This is a genomic window from Clostridium felsineum DSM 794 (genome assembly GCF_002006355.2).
GTDB classification, from domain to species: domain Bacteria; phylum Bacillota; class Clostridia; order Clostridiales; family Clostridiaceae; genus Clostridium_S; species Clostridium_S felsineum.
The window spans coordinates 705,184-721,464 of sequence record NZ_CP096980.1 but is presented as its reverse complement, the minus strand read 5'-3'; the positions used below and the strand labels follow the sequence as shown (position 1 = coordinate 721,464).

General features: G+C 29.1%; 16 protein-coding genes and 1 tRNA gene. 6 read left to right on the top strand and 11 right to left on the bottom strand.

What is annotated here, in order from left to right; translation table 11 throughout:
* Positions 1-128: 128 nt before the first annotated feature.
* On the bottom strand, positions 129-938 hold the full coding sequence (gene purR, locus CLFE_RS03350; protein ID WP_077835479.1) for a pur operon repressor: 810 nt from the start codon (positions 936-938) through the stop codon (positions 129-131).
* Between the two features lie 373 nt (positions 939-1,311).
* Here purR and murC point away from each other — a divergent pair, with 373 nt between their 5' ends.
* From murC to CLFE_RS03320, 6 genes are all read left to right on the top strand, one after another.
* The gene (gene murC / locus CLFE_RS03345; RefSeq protein WP_077893392.1) at positions 1,312-2,688 is read left to right on the top strand and encodes a UDP-N-acetylmuramate--L-alanine ligase; all 1,377 of its coding nucleotides are present in this window, start codon (positions 1,312-1,314) and stop codon (positions 2,686-2,688) included.
* A gap of 149 nt (positions 2,689-2,837) precedes the next feature.
* Positions 2,838-3,161 (top strand): hypothetical protein, encoded by a 324-nt coding sequence (locus CLFE_RS03340; protein WP_077835477.1) that lies wholly within the window; start codon positions 2,838-2,840, stop codon positions 3,159-3,161.
* Between the two features lie 100 nt (positions 3,162-3,261).
* A tRNA-Pro gene (locus tag CLFE_RS03335) sits at positions 3,262-3,337 on the top strand.
* Positions 3,338-3,577: 240 nt separating this feature from the next.
* Positions 3,578-4,276 carry a hypothetical protein gene (locus tag CLFE_RS03330; RefSeq protein ID WP_077893391.1) on the top strand — a complete coding sequence of 233 codons (699 nt, stop codon included), beginning with the start codon at positions 3,578-3,580 and terminating at the stop codon, positions 4,274-4,276.
* Positions 4,277-4,404: 128 nt separating this feature from the next.
* A complete protein-coding gene (locus CLFE_RS03325; RefSeq protein ID WP_077893390.1) occupies positions 4,405-5,757 on the top strand; it encodes a [Fe-Fe] hydrogenase large subunit C-terminal domain-containing protein in 1,353 nt (450 codons plus the stop codon).
* Positions 5,758-5,871: 114 nt separating this feature from the next.
* On the top strand, positions 5,872-6,519 hold the full coding sequence (locus CLFE_RS03320) for an HAD family hydrolase (RefSeq protein WP_077835716.1): 648 nt from the start codon (positions 5,872-5,874) through the stop codon (positions 6,517-6,519).
* 42 nt (positions 6,520-6,561) lie between these two features.
* Here the strand turns inward: CLFE_RS03320 and CLFE_RS03315 are convergent, their stop codons facing one another.
* The 10 genes from CLFE_RS03315 to CLFE_RS03270 all read right to left on the bottom strand — a co-directional run bounded on the left by CLFE_RS03315 (position 6,562) and on the right by CLFE_RS03270 (position 16,224).
* Entirely contained in the window at positions 6,562-7,002 is a 441-nt protein-coding gene (locus CLFE_RS03315) for a hypothetical protein (protein WP_242950919.1), read from the bottom strand.
* Between the two features lie 67 nt (positions 7,003-7,069).
* Positions 7,070-7,774, bottom strand: coding sequence for a 2-phosphosulfolactate phosphatase family protein (locus tag CLFE_RS03310; RefSeq protein ID WP_077835715.1), 705 nt, complete (start codon positions 7,772-7,774; stop codon positions 7,070-7,072).
* A gap of 219 nt (positions 7,775-7,993) precedes the next feature.
* Positions 7,994-9,340, bottom strand: coding sequence for a zinc ribbon domain-containing protein (locus CLFE_RS03305; protein WP_077893389.1), 1,347 nt, complete (start codon positions 9,338-9,340; stop codon positions 7,994-7,996).
* 28 nt (positions 9,341-9,368) lie between these two features.
* Entirely contained in the window at positions 9,369-10,793 is a 1,425-nt protein-coding gene (locus tag CLFE_RS03300; protein ID WP_077893410.1) for a zinc ribbon domain-containing protein, read from the bottom strand.
* Between the two features lie 105 nt (positions 10,794-10,898).
* Positions 10,899-11,744, bottom strand: a complete 846-nt coding sequence (locus tag CLFE_RS03295; RefSeq protein ID WP_077893388.1) for a zinc ribbon domain-containing protein — start codon at positions 11,742-11,744, stop codon at positions 10,899-10,901.
* 240 nt (positions 11,745-11,984) lie between these two features.
* Positions 11,985-12,923 (bottom strand): PucR family transcriptional regulator, encoded by a 939-nt coding sequence (locus CLFE_RS03290; protein ID WP_077835712.1) that lies wholly within the window; start codon positions 12,921-12,923, stop codon positions 11,985-11,987.
* Positions 12,924-12,935: 12 nt separating this feature from the next.
* Positions 12,936-14,045: an ABC transporter ATP-binding protein gene (locus CLFE_RS03285; RefSeq protein WP_077893387.1), complete on the bottom strand. Its 1,110-nt coding sequence runs from the start codon at positions 14,043-14,045 to the stop codon at positions 12,936-12,938.
* A gap of 91 nt (positions 14,046-14,136) precedes the next feature.
* Positions 14,137-15,072 carry a tRNA modification radical SAM protein MnmL/YtqA gene (gene mnmL / locus CLFE_RS03280; protein WP_169850939.1) on the bottom strand — a complete coding sequence of 312 codons (936 nt, stop codon included), beginning with the start codon at positions 15,070-15,072 and terminating at the stop codon, positions 14,137-14,139.
* Between the two features lie 43 nt (positions 15,073-15,115).
* Positions 15,116-15,745 carry an O-methyltransferase gene (locus tag CLFE_RS03275; RefSeq protein ID WP_077893385.1) on the bottom strand — a complete coding sequence of 210 codons (630 nt, stop codon included), beginning with the start codon at positions 15,743-15,745 and terminating at the stop codon, positions 15,116-15,118.
* 20 nt (positions 15,746-15,765) lie between these two features.
* Entirely contained in the window at positions 15,766-16,224 is a 459-nt protein-coding gene (locus CLFE_RS03270; RefSeq protein WP_077851159.1) for a MarR family winged helix-turn-helix transcriptional regulator, read from the bottom strand.
* Positions 16,225-16,281 lie beyond the last annotated feature (57 nt).

Genomic DNA, 16,281 nt, shown 5'->3' with positions numbered 1-16,281 from the left:
CAATACACCTCCAAAGATGCTCACATTTTAGAATAAAATTATATCTATTCTTTATATTCTTTATATTTTATAATAATCCTTCTAAAATTGAAAAAAATTATTAATTTTTTTGAATTTTGTATTATTTTTTAACAAATTGAAGGTACAACAATAGCAGAACCATCATTATCTATTCCTTTAAAATCCAATATAGAGTGATAATCATGTACTACCTTTTCAGGATTTTCTGTATTATCCACAAGAACTCCTATTCCTAAAAGTTCACTTTCAAATTCCTTTAAAAGATCTATTATACCAAGTGCTGTTCCTCCAGCTTTCATAAAATCATCTATAAAAATGCATTTACTACCTTTATTCATACACTTTCTAGATAATGACATACTTTGAATTCTTTTTAAGGAACCTGTAACATAATTTATAGTAACTGTAGCGCCTTCTGTAACTTTAGCATCTCTTCTTACAATAACAAGCTGCTTACCAAGTAATCTTGCAACTTCATACGCAAGAGGTATTCCTTTAGTTTCAACAGTCACTACATAATCTACATCTAACCCTACAAACTTTGACGCTAATGTCAATCCTGCCACATGTAATATTTCAGGATTACACATTATATCTGTCATATAAATAAAGTTCCCTGGTATTATTCTATCCTTTTCTTGTAAAATCAAACATAGTTTTTTCACAAACATATTAATTTTTTCTTCAGATATTGAAAAACTATACTTTACCCCACCAGATGCACCTGCTATAGTTTCAACTTTTCCATATCCTAGTTTATCCATAAGATCTCTTACTATTACAAGATCTTCACTTATTGTTGATTTGGCTGCATTAAATAATTCAGTAAAATAATTTAAATTTATAACTTTGTTTGGACATTCAATCAAAGTTTTAGTTATAGCCGAAACCCTTTGATTTCTGCTGAACTTCTCCATTCCATCACCTATTCTATTATTTTAAAACTAATTTTTTAATCATCTTGAAGTAGAGTTAAATTTAAAATTCAATATATTTTTTTATTTTCCCTCAACTTTATTAAAAAATCCTATTATTTTTATTTTATTCTTATTTATACCCTTAAGCAATAGTTTTTAAAACTTTAGTTACAACTTTTCAATATCTGTTCTTTATAAAATCATAATATATAGTATAATGGAGAATGAAACAGCGAGTATTTAGTTTTTTAATTAAATATTATGCATAAAATATAGAGAAATAAAATTAATTATATATTAGATGATAATATTCTCAAATTATATATTAGTATTTCTCTGTAAAAGACTTATTTTTGTTAGGAGTTGAATTTTTATGTCTTTTGATCTCAAAAATGATATAGGTAAAAAAATACACTTTATTGGTATTGGTGGAGTTAGTATGAGTGGTCTTGCTGAAATCCTACTCGAGCGTGGTTATAAGGTTTCAGGTTCAGATATGCATAACTCACCAATGATAGATAAACTGAAAAAAAATGGTGCTGAAATATATATAAGCCATGATTCAGCTAATATAAAAAATGTAGACATAGTAGTATATACTGCCGCTATTCCAGAAGATAACCCTGAACTAGCTTATGCAAAACAGGCTAATATATCCTTAATGACACGTGCTGAATTTTTAGGTTCTATAATGAAAGGACATAAATACAATGTTGCAATCTCCGGAACGCACGGAAAAACGACTACTACATCCATGATTTCTCATATAGCTTTAACTGAAAATGTTGATCCTACAATATTAGTTGGTGGAAATTTAGATATTATACATGGAAATGTACTTGCAGGAAAAAGCGATTATTTTATAACTGAAGCCTGCGAATATAAAGCTTCATTCTTAGAATTCTATCCTTATATCGGAATAATATTAAATATAGATGCTGACCATCTTGATTTTTATAAGGACATAGATGACATAGAAAATACCTTCATGAAATTTGCTAATTTGATTCCAACGGATGGATACTTAATAACAAATGCTGACGACATAAGAGCTATTAGAGTTGCTTCACATGCAAATTGTAATGTAGTATCCTTTGGAATAGATAATGGTGATATAAGAGCTAAAAACGTAAAATTCAACGCAAATGGCTTTGGTTCTTTTGATGTATACAAGACTAATGAATTTTTATTTCATATTGAACTTAATGTTCCTGGAAAACATAATATTTTAAATGCACTTTCCGCAATAGCATCAGCCTTAACTCTTAAAATGAGTAATAAATCTATAATAGATGGTTTAAAGAGTTTCAAAGGTACTCATAGACGATTTGAACTTAAGGGAACAAAAAACGGAATTACTGTAATAGACGACTATGCACATCACCCAACTGAAATAAAAGCAACTTTAGATGCTGCTAAAAATTATCCTCATAATAAAATCTATTGCGTATTTCAACCACATACCTATTCAAGAACTTTAAGCTTATTTGATGAGTTTGCTGCTTGTTTCTCTAATGTAGATGAACTAATCCTTGCTGATATATATGCTGCAAGAGAGAAAGACACAGGTGTTGTAAGTTCATTAAAGCTTTCAGATGCAATTAATAAAAATAATGTAAAATGCTCAAACCTTCATAGTTTTGAGGCTATAGTTAATTACCTTCAAGATAATTTAAAAGATGGTGATCTTCTATTAACTGTAGGCGCTGGTGATGTTTTCAAGATTGGTGAAATGTTCTTAAATAAATAAATTTTTCATAAGGCACACAAATTGATTAAAATCCAAAATTAATTTGTGTGACTTATTTTTTATCCTCCGATATTTTTTTCTTTTTCGTTTAAATTTAATATTATAGGGAAAAATATATTCAAAACAATATATACTTGAAGGAGGCTATCATGTTTAATTTTTTATTTTCATCAGCACTTGATATTGTAATAATCTTTGCCGCTTATTTCATATTCAGAAGCACTATAAGCGGTCCTACAAGACATAGAATATACGAAAAATTTATAGATTCTTTTGGGAAATTTGTAATATATATTTTTGCAGTTTCTCTTGCTATAACTGGTATTGCAGCATATGTAATGTATAGAACAAGATTCGTTTCCTATTTAAATATAGTAGCTCCAGCCCTAGTATCTATTTTCATAGGATTTGTAATATCCTTGGTACCTACACGAGGGGTTGAAGATGGAGATAAAAAAGATAATAGAATATAAAAATACAAATTTGCTTTTATAGTATTTTATATAAAAAGAAAAAAACAATAGGAAAACTATTGCTTTTTTCTTTTTTATGTTATATAATAGTACATGCTTACGGGGTGTGGCGCAGATGGGAGCGCGCGTGGTTTGGGACCATGAGGTCGCAGGTTCAATCCCTGTCACCCCGACCAAAAAACCTGAATGGGTTTTTTTTTATTTAAAATTAATTTGTAAGTTGTAGAGTAGTCGACACTGGCATACTTTAGTCCATAGCGTCATAAAGTAAAGTTTCGTCACACTAATCATTTCAATTTTATTCCTTATATTGCAGCTTTATCAAAATTCATTGTACGCATTTATTGATCAATTCATATAATATATTGGCAAAAAAAACATTGACTAAAATATATTAGATTAGGAGTTGATTAACAATGGCTTTAGCTCGTATAGCAAGTCTTCCAGGAACAACCTTATTTAAAAATTCAGGTAGTGACACTCCATACCTTCCAAATAACACTGTAGTAGCTTTAGATAATCCATACAGTGGTTGGGCTAATATAAATCCAAGCACCACTCCTACTATAGGAGATTTGGATTTGCCTAAGTATTTATGGTATTTACCTTCAACAAGTCCATTTTTGATTCAATCAGGTGAGATTGCTTATTTTTATAGACGCTGTACCCTAACCTTTCCCACACCACTAACAACCGAAACTATAATAAACATCTCTATGCAGGCAGTTGCGGATAATGCTTGTATGGCAAACGTCTATATATTACCTTATATAGAAACCACGCCTGATCCTGATTACCCATATACTGAAACTTTTTATTTCGGAAAATTTAATCAAGCAGAATCATTCTTCGAAACCTCACCATACACTTGGCAATCAATAAATTCTAAGGCTTTTTCAATATCAAATACTACTTCTATACCAATACCAAGTATAAAAAATTGGAGCTCCATTATTATTGAATTAGAGGGTGCAATCATGAACTATGCTGCTTCTCCTATAGGTAATCCATTAAATCCAGCAGGTTTTCAATATAATATAGAGTTTGATAATTTACCAGAAGACACCGTATTTACTAATACAAATAACCAAAACCCTGCTAATCCACTTAAATAAAATTTAATTATAAAGTATTGCAAAACAAAATAGTTTTACAATATTTTTTTATATAAAAGAAATTGTATAAACCCCACAAAATCAGGTTAACATATATTGTATAACTTGATTTTATGGGGGTTTTTTATATGAATAATAAGTATGTAGAACTTTTTAAATCACTAGCAGATTCCTACTACAACAATACTTTTGATTCCTTTGTATACCATATACTTTCAGACGAAGATGTAGATAAGCATGAGCTTTCAAAAATCATATCCTCCCTATGCGGCGTTAGTATTAATTTTAAAGATACTGAAACTTACATAAAAGAATTAAAAGAAGCAATTTCAAATTATAAATATACTGACAGCATAGTAGAAAAAATAAAAGAGTGCGATGCCTCTTGCAATAGCATCGAAGGAGCTACTCCTTGCCAAAAATCCTGTCCCTTTGATGCTATTTTAATTGATAAAGAAGGCCAAAATTCACACATAGAAAAAAATTTATGCATTGATTGTGGAAACTGTATAACCTCTTGTCCTTCTGGTTCTTTCCTTGACAAAATAGAATTCTTGCCACTATTAAATCTCTTTAAAAATAATGAGAAAGTAATAGCTACAGTAGCACCTGCCATTGCTGGTCAATTTGGTGAAAATGTTTCTCTAGAAAGACTGAGAACCGCTTTAAAAAAAGTAGGCTTTGCCGATATGGTTGAAGTGGCTTTTTTTGCTGATATGCTTACTATAAAAGAAGCTTTTGAATTTAATGAACTTGTAAATTCAAAGGATGATTTAATGATAACTTCTTGTTGCTGTCCAATGTGGGTTTCTATGATACGAAAAATTTACGGTAATTTAGCTAAACATGTATCGCCTTCAGTATCTCCAATGATTGCCTCAGGAAGAGTTATAAAAAAACTAAATCCAAATTGCAAAGTAGTTTTTATAGGCCCATGCATAGCAAAGAAAGCAGAAGCTAAAAGTGAGGACATAAGTGACGCAATAGACTTTGTTCTTACCTTTGAGGAATTAAAAGGAATATTTGAAGTTCTAGACATATCTCCCGAAAAACTTTCTGAAACCCATACAACAAGCTATGCATCAAGAGAAGGGAGACTTTATGCTCGAACTGGTGGTGTTTCAACTTCTGTGGATGAAGCTGTAAAAAGAATTTTTCCAAGTAAACATAATTTATTTAAAGCCACAAAGGCTGATGGAGTTAAAGACTGCAAAGACATACTTAATAAAGTTCAAACTGGAAAAATTGAAGCTAACTTTTTAGAAGGAATGGGCTGCAATGGTGGATGTGTTGGTGGTCCAAAAGCTATAATCGATACAGACTTAGGGAGAAAAAATGTTGATATGACAGCTGAAAGTTCTGATATTAAAATATCTTTGGATAGCCCCTGTATGAAAGATATTCTGAGTAGGATAGGTATTAACTCTATTAAAGATTTTGGTGACTCTTCTAAAGTAGATATTTTTGAAAGGAGATTTTAACAAAATTTCATCTGCCTATAACCTCACATTTCATGATATACTTATATAAAATAACTTATTAAAGAATTAATCGAATTTTATCTTTGATTAGTTTTAATCGTGAGGTGATTGCATATGACTGATAAAATAAAAGCAGCCATTTTTGATATGGATGGTACTCTTGTAGATTCCATGTGGATTTGGCAAGCAATCGATGTAGAATATTTAAAAGAAAGAAACCTCCCCTTCCCTGATGATTTAAAAGATGCAATTGAACATCTAAGTTTCTATGATACAGCTAAATACTTCAAGAAAAGATTTAATTTAAAAGATTCAATAAAAAAAATAACTGATGACTGGACTCAAATGGCATATAAACATTATGCTAATGATATAAACTTAAAACCGCATGCTAGAGAATATCTCTTATATTTAAAAAATAAAAATATAAGAATAGGTCTAGCAACAAGTAATTGTAAGCTGCTTGTGGAAACGGCATTAAAACCACTTGGCATCTATAATTTATTTGATTCAATTACAACTACAGATGAAGTAGAAAGGGATAAAAGTTTTCCTGATGTCTACCTTCTAGCAGCTAAAAGATTAGGCGTATTACCACAGGAATGTGTTGTTTTTGAAGATATTTTACCAGCTGTAATATCTGCTAAAAAGGCTGGAATGACTGTTGTAGCTGTTCATGATGAATCTTCCATAAAAAGTATACTTGATATTAAAAGTAAGGCAGATAAATTTATTGTTTCTTACGACGAGATTATAGCATAATAACTAATAAAGCAAAGGCATACTCATTAATATGCCTTTGCTTTATTTAGGTTCTATAATATCCTCATCTAAAATTAAATCCGAACTCGGTATCCAGCCTTTATTATTTGTATCCCTATTTAAATCTAGTATTACTTCATACCATAATTCGTTTTGTATTTTTCCACTATCGATTATCTTTATATTACTTCCACTTTGTATATCCCCTAATATTTGAGAATCATGAATTGGAGCAATATAAAGAACTGATTTCTTATTAACTACACCACTTTTACTCTTAACTGGCATATATTTAATAATAATTTCTTCTTTATAATTTCCTTTATTTTTATTCTCATATTCCTTTATGACTTTTTTTAATTTATTATTCTGCCTAGTCAAAACCATTATATGTCTTTTCTGTTTTTCTTCTTTATTCATAAGGTCAACTATAAAATATATTCCAATACCTAAAAATATTAAAACAAAAAGTATTATAATCAAAGGTAATACCTCTTTAAATATCTATTCAATATTAATATATGAATTATACTTTATAAATATTTACATCTTATAAAATTTCACCATTAATAAACTGAGGTACTACTTTTAATGTGCTTTTCCTGCAGCAATACTTAAAGTCTTCTTCTAACCCCAATTCCATTATTCTTTCATAGTGTTTCGCATATTTAACAAAGCTTTCTATATCCTCATTTTTTTTATAAACGTAATAAGCTGTTTTCGCGGCATCTGTAAGTTCTACCTTCATTTTATTCTTAACACAACTTATTATATACCCACTACAAATAAAATCATCAATTGAAAATTCCCCATAAGTTCCTGCATTAACTATTGCAACATCGTTATTCAATTCTATAATTCTATTTGCTACCGCCTCTGCATTAAGAACAGAACCTATAATTATATCCTTAGCACCTTCAGAACCTCGTATAGCCCTTGTTCCATTAGTTGTTGTCATAATTAATGTTTTGCCACCTATAACCTCTTTACTGTATTCTATAGGCGAATTAGAGAAATCAAAGCCTTCTATTTTTAACCCTTTTCTCTCTCCCCCTAAAATAGCCTTCTTATCATATTCTTTACGTGTTTTTAATGCTTCTTCTATTGTTAAAACTGGTATTACCTTTTCACATCCATTAGCTATCGCTGTTGTTATAACAGAGGTTGCCCTAAGCATATCTATTACAACAGCAGTTTTTTTATAAACCTTGGCCTTTTTTATATCCTCAGCAGATATTATTAAGTCTATTTTCACTTTTTTCACCTCTTATATTTTTTAAGCTATATAACGCATAAATTTTATTACATTTTTTATAAAAAACTTCTCATATAGAACCTCTTCAGCTGAAAAATTTTAGTGCGTTATATCTATATCATACTTTATATTTTATCACCATAAATCAATTAAATAAAAATTCTCCATAAAAATAGAATTTATTTTCTACTTTTATAGAGAACTAAAACTTACATACATTTACTTTGAATTTTCTATACTTGTTAATTGATATTTATGTATCTGATCATTATACTTAAAACTATATTTGTAATCAAATGTCTTTTGAATATTATTTCCATTGTCGTTTACATTATAAACTTCGTGAGTTGTTACACTTCCTGAATTAGTATTATCATCAATTTTAATAGACGTAATATTAAGACCTGCATTACTTTCCTTTAACCTTTGCTTGTACATATTAGGTATAGAATTTATCTCCACCTTATATAGAGGACTATTAGGATATATATACTGCTGAACATAAGAAATATTATTATTATTAACGGCATAACAAAATGCAGCTACATATGTTTGCACTAAATTCCTTATTTCATTCTCTTTATCCTGTATCTTAGCTTTGGCATCAGAAAAATTCAAATTTATTTCATTATCTTTAGAATTATTATCTGCTGAAGCCTGCAATTTATTTCCGTCCTGTTGAATAACTCCATATATTTTTGTACTACTTTTTATTGGTATTTTATAATTTACATCCTTAACTTTTTTTCCCGTGTCTTTATTATCTATAAAAAGTTCCGCATCTTTTTCATCACTTTTTATAGATACATATCTTACTTTTGTCATAAGTTCAACTGTAGCTCTATTCTTTAAACTTTTTAACATATCAATATTTTGTGACTCACTTAATTTCTCAAATTTATCGCTATAAACCATTTCTACTTTATAATCATCTGCTATATAAGGGCCATACTCTTTTGAAAAATTCTTACTTGTACTAGTTCCAACTTTTTCGTCATTAATATATATGTCTGCCCCTTTTACTTTAGTTTTAACCTCTATATAAACTCTATTTACAACTATTTTATATTTAGGAAAAACCAAAAATTTATTTCCTACTCTTTTCACCCTAAAAGTATTAGTAGAATTTATAGAATCCACCTTAGCTTCGTACAGTTTAGCTGCTTCTTGATCTAACTCATTCAATACTTTGCTTCTATAATCAGGATTATTCTCAAAATATTTTACAACCTTATCTATACTCTTATCATTTACTTTTACTGAACTATCCTCTTCTATTAAGTCTTTTATTTTAGAATTATCTTTTTCATTAACCGCTTTTTTAAATGCTGCCACTGTCTTTAATGGATTGGATTCTCTTTGAGCATAATAAATTCCTACTCCCACCAAAAAAACAAACACTAAAACTATTGTGAGCGCTGCTGTCTTCTTAGGAGTCATGGCTTCCCTCAAAATTAACTCATTTTTACTTTTTGGTTTATTAGCATTTCTATTATTATATCCACATTTTAAGCAAATCTGTTGTTTTTCTTTTAATTTTTCACCGCATTCATTACAAAATGGCACAATTAATCCTCCCCCTGAACTTAAAAAGCTATTTTGCGTTTTCTATATTTGTTAATTGGTAAGTGCTTGTTGCATCATTATATTTAAAAGTATACTTATAATCGAACTCTTTTTTTCCATCGTCTTTTCCATTATTGTCTATATCATATACCTCATGAGTAATTACAGTACCTGTTTTACCATCAGGATTAAATGTGCAGGATATAATATCGCATCTTAACTCAACTTCAATTATTTTTTTATTATAAGCATCTGGTATATATGCTACTTGTTGTTTATATAGATCACTATCTGGATAAAGATATTCTTGAACAAAGGAAAAATTATTCTTGTTTACAGCTTCACAAAAACTTGATATATACATTCTAATCATAGAGGCTACTTTTCTTTCATTTGAACCTATAGGATATTCACTGTTAAAGAACTCTAAATCAACTTCTGGCTTTGTCAATCCCATATAATATTTTCCATCTTCTACTTTACTCTTTATTGTTTTTCCGTCCTTTTTAATAACTCCATATATTTTACACTTATCATCAATAGGTCCAATAGTGTCAATGTCTTTTACCTTTTTACCTGTATCCTTATCATTTATAAAAACTTCTCCATCTTGATTATCAGAAACAACTTTTACATATGTTAAATTTTTAAGTATAGTTACATCTGACTTATTTTTATCAGCCTTGACTGTATTAACTGTTTTTGTTTCCTTTGAATCTGCATACTTACCCTTATAATTTCCTTTTACTTCGTATTCCCCCACTACATAAGGTCCATACTTTTTAGAAGAATTATCTGAGGAACTAGTTCCAACTTTTTTATTATTAATATATATATCTGTTCCTTTTATTTTAGTTTTAACTGTAATATAAGATGGTTTTACTACTATCTTGTAACTAGGTAAAACTAGAAACTTATTTTCCTTCTTCTCCATAGTGTAATCATATGCCTTTTCAGTTAAACTATAGCTATTATGTTTTATGTTATTGGCTTCACTATCAAGTTCACTTATAGTAGAATCAAAATAGTTATCATTCTTATTAAAATATTTGATAATTACCTTTGCACTATCATCATCTATTTTTACACTACTATCGGAACACTCTACTATATTTTTTATTTTTGACGTATCCCTTTCATTAACAGCTTTCTTAAAAGCCTCTACAGTATTTACTGGATCAGACAGCCTTATGTAAACATAGCTAAGTACTCCAACTAACATAAAAACTATAGCTACAACACAAGCAATTATAATTTTCACTTTAGAAATACCTTTCTTATGTTCCGGTTTAGCATCCACTTCTTCAACTTCAATCTTATGTTCTAATATATTTTCTTCTTGAAAGTTAAACTCATTTAAAGTATTTTCTTCTATTTGTACTCTATTTCCGCATTTGGGACAAACTTTATGATTTTCTTTTAATTCATGTCCGCATTTAGTGCAAAACTTCATGAGCATCTTTTCCTCCTTAGTTTTAAAATTAATTACTTATAAAAAAACTTCCCCATAAAATAAAAATTATAGGGAATTTTTTCAATGAGCCTCTGATAGTACAAATTATAAATTTAATTTTGAACCATCTGTAATTGATTGAAAAATACTCTTAACAGTTGTTCCAGCAAAATATCTTAAGCATAGTATTGATATAATTATGACAATTATTGATGCAATCACTGTTACAATCACTGCTTTATCATTATCAATTTCAAAAATATCCTTAAGTACTAAACAAAGTGTTATTATCGATATAATGATTCCTATTAATTCCACAAATAATCCTGCATAACTAGATACATAAGATACTATTATAGATATTAACTTAAAATATAAAAACGGTACTACAAATATAATTGCAGTGTTATAGATAGTTAAAATATTTACCTTATTTTTATTTACGATATTTATTGATAGATATAAAATTCCAAATAAAACTGCTACTATAACTATAAAAACAAGAATATTTTCAAGAAAAATCATTCCATATGGTAAATGTAAAACTTGTTCTCCATCACCATACTTGGACATACCAGTTCCTCCAAATAGACTAAAAAGTCCACCTAAATATCCACTGGCTTTGCTTATGGTACTTTTTACTACTGATAGTATTTGTTGAACTCTCCATAAACCTAATATTGTAGAGATAACTAACAATACTACTGTTGTAAAAATAGTCTCATTTCTTGAGGTGTTTTTAATAAAGTCCTTTGCACCGCTTACAGGCTTTATAAATACATTTACTAATCTCGTAAATATTCCCTTAAAATCCAAATTAATGTTTTGAATTTTTTCTCCTACTTTATTAGTCCCAGCTCCCTCAGAAACCTCAGGCTGTTTAGCTCCACAGTTTCCACAAAATAGATCGCCATCCTCCATCTCAGTTCCACACTTTTGACAATATTTCATATCTCGTCTCCTTTCATTTAATTAATGATAATTTAAAATACCAATACAAAACACTATTAATATAGGGTTATCTATCGCTCCGTACATTTTACTATATTTTTTTAATATAGTAAAATAAACTAATGTAATTAATGTATTTTTATTCCTAAAATTTGCACAAAAAGACCTTACATTTGAATTTTTTTATAATATAATAAAAAATTTATTATATTTTTATTACAAATGTAAGGTTTTTTATTTTTATTTATTTTCCTTCCAAATTAAAAAAGCTATAAAAAACACAGCTGCTTCCTTAAAATCCTTTATATCAAAACCAGTCTCTTTTTTTAATTTATCCAATCTATATATAAGCGTATTTCTATGAATATATAGTTTTTTAGCAGTGTTACTGATATTAAGTCCATTTTCAACAAACTTATCAATAGTATTTAACATTTCCATATCAAGTTCATCAAATTTATTTTTAACTCTATTGAGTATCTCTTCTTTTAATTCCTTGTTCATATAATAAGTTATCTTTTCTAAAAACAACTTATTATAATCAATTACCTCTTCTTTAATGGAGAAGTTTTCACATAACACTAAGCATTCCCTTGCCCTCTTGTAAGCGCTCTCTAAATCAAAGTTTTCTCTTGAAATTTCACTAAAGCTAACTATACAGCTACAAAATAAATTTGATATAATAGCTTCCCTTATACTAACCGCATGTTCATGTACATCTTCAAACTCTCCAAGTACTATAATATCAGATTTATAAACCATTTTTATAATATCGCTGCTAGTATACATTTGATTTATTACATTAAGAGCATCATATACATTAGAATTAAGCCTTATAAGAAAAAGCACAGAGTCCTTTTTAATCATTTCTATCTTTGCTTTTTTAACCTCTGAGTTTTTTCCTTCAATAAGCTTCTCAATGTCTTTATATCTTAATAAACTTATCTCATTATACTTATTCTCAATAGAATAAAGGAGCAATTTTATACAAGACTGAAACTCTTTATTTATACTTAATACAAATTTATTATTCGATAGCACAAATGAGTGATAAGTAGTATTAGTATTTTGCCTATAGGAATCACTCTTATATATAAGTTCGCCATTTTCAGTTGCAATCTTAAATTCTATACCTGACCTATCCTCAAGTTCACGTAGAAATGCTTTTAACTCTTTCATATTTACCTCTTTTTAAAATACAGTTTCCTCTGTTTCTTTATCAAACACGTGAAGCTTACTAGTATCTATTCCAATCTTTATCTTGTCTCCTGCCTTTGCTCTTGATGCTCCATCAACTCTTACTGTAAAGCTAGCATTTCCCTTTGATAAATATATATATGTTTCAGCACCCATTAATTCAGTAACCTCTACCTTAGCTTCAATTACTGCCTCTTTATGCTTTTCAATAAATTCAGCATCATCATCCATATTTTCAGGTCTTATGCCTACAGTAACATTCTTACCAATATATCCTTTATCCTTTAGTATCTTCCCAAAATCCTCTGGCACTGGAATTTCATCATTATCTATATATACCACAACTTTTCCATTATTTTCACTTACCTTTGAATCAACAAAATTCATTTGTGGACTTCCAATAAAACCTGCAACAAATAAGTTTTTTGGTTTTTCATATATATTTTGTGGAGTATCTACTTGCTTAATAACTCCATCCTTCATTACAACTATTCTTGTTCCTAAAGTCATAGCCTCTGTTTGATCATGAGTAACATATATAAAAGTATTCTGTAGGTTTTTATGAAGCTTGGCTATTTCTGTTCTCATTTGCACTCTAAGCTTTGCATCTAAGTTAGATAATGGCTCATCCATAAGAAACACCTTTGGCTCTCTTACTATAGCTCTTCCCATAGCAACTCTTTGCCTTTGTCCTCCTGATAATGCCTTTGGTTTTCTATCAAGCAAATGAGCTATATCTAGAATTTCTGCTGCTTTTTTAACCTTTTCATTTATAACATCCTTTGGAGTTTTTCTAAGTTTTAATCCAAAAGCCATATTTTCATAAACTGTCATATGAGGATACAATGCATAGTTTTGAAATACCATAGCTATATCCCTATCCTTAGGCGAAACCTCGTTAACTACTCTTCCTCCTATAGACAATTCTCCTTTAGTTATTTCCTCAAGTCCTGCTATCATTCTGAGCGTAGTTGATTTACCACAACCAGAAGGTCCTACAAATACAATAAATTCCTTATCCGCAATATCAAGATTAAAATCTTTAACAGCTGTAACTTCCCCATCGTAAATTTTATATATATGCTTTAAAGATAAATCCGCCATTTTAACTCCCCCTAAATTGAAATCTTAATTATAGATATATTGTAATTTATAGGAAAGCTTTTATCCATACATTAATTCCACAAATTTATTGCTATTTATTTGTAGAAAAGTACAAACCTTGGTACAATCCATTTTTTCTCATAGTATTATCAATAGCATTTAAAATTTCCCACTTCTTAAGACTCCATTTTGGTCCTATAAGCAAATCTCTAGGCGCATCTCCTGTAAGCCTATGAATTACAATATTGTCTGGCAGCATAGTTATAGCTTTGCACACTGTTTCTACATACTCATTTTCATCCATAAATTTCAGTTTTCCATTATTATAAAACTTCTCAAGCGGTGTTCCTTTCATTAAATGTAGCAAATGTATCTTTATTCCTTGAATATCCTTATGTGCTACATAATCTATAGTAGTAAGCATATCTTCAGTATTTTCTTTTGGCAATCCAAATATTGTATGCACAACCACATCTATTTTTCTTTCTCTAAGTTTATTAACTGCTGCATCGAAAACTTTTTTATCATAACCTCTATTTATAAGCTTTGCTATCTCATCATTAGCGGTTTGAAAACCTAGTTCTACCCACACATAAATTTTCTTACTGAATTCTTCTATTAAATCTAAAACCTCTTCACTTAAACAATCCGGTCTAGTTGCAATAGCAAGTCCAACCACACCTTCTCTATTTATAGCTTCACTATACTTTTCCCTAAGAACATTAATAGCTGCATATGTGTTTGTGTATGCTTGAAAATAAGCTATATACTTACCATTTTTCCATTTATGCTTCATCATATCCTTTATATCTTCAAATTGAGCTGATATTGAAAACTTTCTATTACCCGCAAAATCTCCAGAACCTCTTTCACTACAAAACACGCAGCCACCACGACTTATAGTTCCATCTCTATTCGGACATGAAAACCCTGCATCTAGTGATATTTTAAATACCTTCTCATTAAATTTTTCTCTTAAAAAATAATTCAAACTATAATAGGGTTTATCCCCCCAAACTTTTTTTATGTTTTCGTTTTTATTGAAATTCAACCTAATGCACCTCATTATCTTAGTTTTTTACTGCTACCATTATTCCATCTCCTATAGGTAAGAGAGTACTTTCAAGTTCTTCTTTACTACTAACAAGTTTATTAAACTCATCTATTGGTTTTATTTGATTTTCCCACTTTTTATCCAAATCTATTACTGGAAATAATGTATCGTCTGCTATTAAAATTCCCCCCTTTTTTAATAACCTAACACAGTCATTTAATAACAGTAGGTATAATTTTTTATCTACATCTTGAAATACTAAATCGAATTTTTCATTAAGACTTGGCAGTATTTCTAAAGCGTCTCCAAACTTTAACTCTACATTTTCATCTATCCCTGCTTTAATAAAGTTTTCCTTTGCAGCCTTTGCTGCCTTTTCATCATACTCTACTGTTACTATTTTTCCACCATATTCTTTTACCATTTGTGCCATAACTGTAGTAGAGTATCCTATACTTGTTCCTATTTCAAGTATTCTTTTAGGTTTTAATATTTTAATTATAACCCTTAAAAACCTTGCTGAATCATCATCTATTACAGGAATAAAGTCTTTTAACTTTGTATTATTTATAAATTCTTTTCTGGTTATTGTCTCTCTTTCTTTATATAAATCCTCAATATATGAATTTATCTTATAAAAATTCATCCTTTTCCCTCCCTTAAGTTTTACCCTTTCATTTTATCTATCAATATACTTAAGCCTTTAAATAAGTTATTTAAATCTTCTTCCCCCATTTTAGATAAGGAATCAAATAAAAACTTTACACTTGCCTCTTTGTCCATTTTCTCTATAAGTTTTTCACCTTCATCTGTTAGAAATACTCTACTTATCCTTTTATCTTTTCCATCCCTTACTCTTTTTACAAGTCCTTTATTCTCAAGCCTTGTTATCCTTTCAGAAACTGTATTGGGAGAGTTTTTTATATTCTTTGCTATATCTCCAACTGTAGGTGCTATTAATTTATCTTCTACCTCTAGCATAAGCTCCTCTAATTCTATAAGAAGATGAAACTGTTCAAGACTAAGTCCATACTTCTTTGATAAACTGTGATATCTTTCATGTATTAACACGTTTATTTCTTTTCTATATTTTATTATGTTTTCAACTTTTTCTTGTTTATTCATAGTTGCCTCCAAAAATAAATCGTGTAACGATATTATCGTTACACGATTTATTTTACT